This is a genomic window from Puerhibacterium sp. TATVAM-FAB25, from assembly GCF_046535855.1.
In the GTDB taxonomy this organism is placed as follows: Bacteria; Actinomycetota; Actinomycetes; order Actinomycetales; family Cellulomonadaceae; genus Puerhibacterium; species Puerhibacterium variabilis_A.
The window spans coordinates 1-476 of sequence record NZ_JAXUAK010000038.1; the positions used below are offsets into that span (position 1 = coordinate 1).

Annotated in this window: 1 protein-coding gene; it reads left to right on the plus strand. The window is 72.5% G+C overall.

Annotated elements, in window-relative coordinates; genetic code table 11:
* Positions 1 to 121: 121 nt before the first annotated feature.
* A partial coding sequence (locus U5M74_RS16185) for a helix-turn-helix domain-containing protein (RefSeq protein WP_410909947.1) occupies positions 122 to 476 on the plus strand: 355 nt, incomplete at its 3' end.

Genomic DNA, 476 nt, shown 5'->3' on the forward strand with positions numbered 1-476 from the left:
TGTACTGACCGGGGACGTTGGTCGAGTGGGTGTGATGCGCTGATCTGAGTGTTGGCGCACGAGGGCCTCCCGCGGTGGAGTGGAACTGCCTAGGTATCCGCTTCGCTCACAGGAGGCCCTCGTGTCCCACGCTAACGCTGCGCTGACTCCGCGGGCCCGGCTGCAGGTCGCCCGGCTGGTGGTCGACCAGCACGTGCCGATCGCTGAGGTCGCCGCCCGGCTCCAGTGCTCGTGGCCCACGGTCAAGCGGTGGGCCGACCGGTATGCCACCGACCAGCCGATGACCGACCGCTCCTCGCGCCCGCACCGGATGCCGGCCAAGACCGACCCGGCCACCACCCGCCGGATCGTGGCGCTGCGGCTGCGCAAACGCCTGGGCCCGGTCCAGCTGGCCGCGCTGACCGGGGTGGCGCCCTCCACCGCCCACCGGGTGCTGACCCGCTGCCGGCTCGGTCGGCTGAGCCACGTCGATCGCG